This window comes from Candidatus Eisenbacteria bacterium (assembly GCA_035577985.1).
Taxonomy (GTDB): domain Bacteria; phylum Desulfobacterota; class Binatia; order DP-6; family DP-6; genus DATJZY01.
Genome location: DATJZY010000039.1, coordinates 1 through 2,581, shown reverse-complemented (window position 1 = coordinate 2,581; position 2,581 = coordinate 1). Strand labels below are relative to the sequence as shown.

4 protein-coding genes are annotated in these 2,581 nt (G+C 69.0%); all 4 read left to right on the top strand.

Annotated elements, in window-relative coordinates; all coding sequences use genetic code 11:
- A partial coding sequence (locus VMS22_06020; protein HXJ33582.1) for an acyl-CoA dehydrogenase family protein occupies window positions 1-706 on the top strand: 706 nt, incomplete at its 5' end.
- Between the two features lie 42 nt (window positions 707-748).
- Complete coding sequence (locus tag VMS22_06015) at window positions 749-1,558, top strand: amidohydrolase family protein (GenBank protein HXJ33581.1); 810 nt, start codon at window positions 749-751, stop codon at window positions 1,556-1,558.
- 10 nt (window positions 1,559-1,568) lie between these two features.
- Window positions 1,569-2,375 carry an enoyl-CoA hydratase-related protein gene (locus VMS22_06010; protein ID HXJ33580.1) on the top strand — a complete coding sequence of 269 codons (807 nt, stop codon included), beginning with the start codon at window positions 1,569-1,571 and terminating at the stop codon, window positions 2,373-2,375.
- Window positions 2,376-2,462: 87 nt separating this feature from the next.
- Window positions 2,463-2,581, top strand: a 119-nt coding sequence (locus tag VMS22_06005) for a phage integrase N-terminal SAM-like domain-containing protein (protein ID HXJ33579.1), incomplete at its 3' end; no start/stop codon positions are given.

Sequence of the window (2,581 nt, the reverse complement as noted above, 5' to 3'; positions counted from 1 at the left end):
GGTGTGGACGAGCTACGCGCGCTACGCCGACTGGTGCATCCTGATCGTGCGCACCGATCCGAACGCGCCCAAGCACAAGGGGCTCACGTTCCTCCTCCTCGACATGAAGACGCCGGGCATCACGATCCGCCCGCTGGTCGAGATGACGGGCGTCGCGTGGTTCAACGAGGTGTTCTTCGACGACGTGCGGATCCCGGCGGACCGGATCGTCGGCCGCGTGAACGAGGGCTGGACGATCGCCATCACCACGCTCGCGCACGAGCGCGGCGGGTCGGCGCCGCACGCGCGCCTCGCCTCGGAGCTGCGCGACATGCTCCGGCTGGCCCGCACGCGCGTACGCGAGGACGGCCCGGTGACGCAGGACCCGCGCTACCGCCAGCGCCTCGCGCAGTCGTACATCGACACCGAGGTCGTACGGCTCGTCGCCTGGAAGCAGGTGAGCGAGCTCATGCGGACGGGACACCCCGGTCCCGAGGGCTCGTACCTGAAGCTCCTGTGGAGCGAGACCGACGTGCGCATGAAGGAGCTCGGCATCGAGCTCGAGGGGCCGTACGCGAACGTCGAGCGCGGCGACCGGCACGCGGTGGACGCGGGTCGCTGGCAATACGAGTACCTCTGGTCGCGCGCCGCGCCGATCTACGCCGGCACCTCCGAGGTGCAGCGCAACATCATCGCCGGTCGCGTCCTCGGCCTGCCGCGCGGCTGAGCGTTTGACGCCGGCCCACCGGCCGGTGTGTATGTCGGGGCCGTGGCGATCACGACTCCGATCATCGACGTCTGGACCCAGTACCTGTCGCCGACGCCCCCGGGTACGAACCCGGCCGGCGAGAACGTCTTCCGCAACTACGGCATGCTCGACGAGTACCACGGCGGGACGAACCTCGAGCGCATGATCGAGCGCATGGACGCGGCCGGCGTGAAGGTGGCGCTCATGGCCGGCGACAACGCCGCCGTCGCCAAGGCGATGGAGAAGTTCCCGGGCCGCATCTACGGCCAGTACCACGCCGAGCCGACGCACGACGTGATGAAGCGCGTGCGCGAGCTCGACCACTACGTGCGGCAGTGCGGCTTCGTGTGCCTGCGCATCGAGCCGTTCATGTGGCGCGAGGTGCCGACCTACCGGCTCTACTACCCGCTCTACGCGAAGGCGATCGAGCTCGACGTCACGTTCCAGACCCAGGTCGGCGACACGGGGCCGCTCTACCCGTCGCGCACGGGTCAGCCGATGTACATCGACGAGGTGGCGCTCGACTTCCCCGACCTCCGCATCATGTGCGGCCACGTCGGCATGCCGTGGACCGAGGAGATGCTAGGCGTCGCGTTCAAGCACAAGAACGTGTGGATCGACACGTCGGCGCGCGTGCCGAAGCACTGGCCCGAGCCGTTCGTGAAGTTCGTGAAGAGCTGGGGCCGCGACAAGGTGTGCTTCGCGACCGACTACCCGCTGCTGCAGTGGGATCGCGTCCTGAAAGAGGTGGACGGCCTCGGCCTGCCCGAGGAGGTCCAGCGCAAGTTCCTGCACGACAACGCCGCGAAGGCGTTCAAGCTGAAGGTCTGAGGAGAGATCGATGTCCGAGAACGCTCAACCGCTCCTGTTCCGCGTCGAGGACGGCGTCGCCTGGCTGGTCATGAACCGTCCGGAGGCGCGCAACGCGATGAACATGGAGATGCGCGCCATCTACTTCGACGCGCTCCAGAAGTGCGCCGAGGACGAGGCGATCCGCTGCGTCGTCCTCACCGCGACGGGGAAGGGCTTCTGCACCGGCGCCGACCTCTCCGGCTCGCGCGCCGTGAAGGGCGATCAGGGGACGCCGCACCCCGGGGCGACCCGCGCCGCCATGGCGTCGTCGCAGAAGACGATCCGCGCGCTGTGGGACCTGGAGAAGCCGATCATCGCGGCGGTGAACGGCGTGGCCGCCGGGCTCGGCGCGCACCTCGCGTGGGCCTGCGACCTCGTGATCGCCGCCGACGAGGCGCGCTTCATCGAGATCTTCGTGCGCCGCGGCATCGCGCTCGATGCCGCCGGCGCCTTCCTGCTGCCGCGGCTCATCGGCCTCCACAAGGCGAAGGAGCTGGTCTTCTACGGCGACGATCTCTCGGCGGCGGACGCGGAGCGCCTCGGCCTGGTGAACAAGGTGGTGCCGGCGGCCGACCTCGAAGCCGAAACGAAGAAGTGGGCGGGGCGGCTCGCGACGGGCCCGACGTTCGCGATCGGGCTCTCGAAGCGGCTCCTCAACCGCTCGCTGCAGTCGGACATGGAGACGTGCTTCGCCGAGGAAGCGTTCACGCAGGCGCTCACCGCGAACAGCGAGGACATGCGCGAGGGGATCCGCTCGTTCATGGAGAAGCGGAGCCCGGCCTTCAAGGGACGGTAGGGCCACGGCCGCCCGGCAGGGCGGTGCATGGAAAAGAGCATCCTCAGCGGTCGCGTCGACCGGCATCGACGGCTACGCCGTGGCGGGATGGCCGGCGACCAACCGCCACGCCTGCTCGATCGCGTTCGCATCGCGATCCGCTTGCGCCATCTCAGCCGCCGAACCGAGAAAGCCTACGTCGGCTGGATCAGGCGGTTCGTCCTCTT

Bases quoted from the DNA above. Each gene is read 5' to 3' on its own strand.
- VMS22_06010 (HXJ33580.1), top strand. From the start codon at position 1,569: ATGTCCGAGAACGCTCAACCGCTCCTGTTCCGCGTCGAGGACGGCGTC.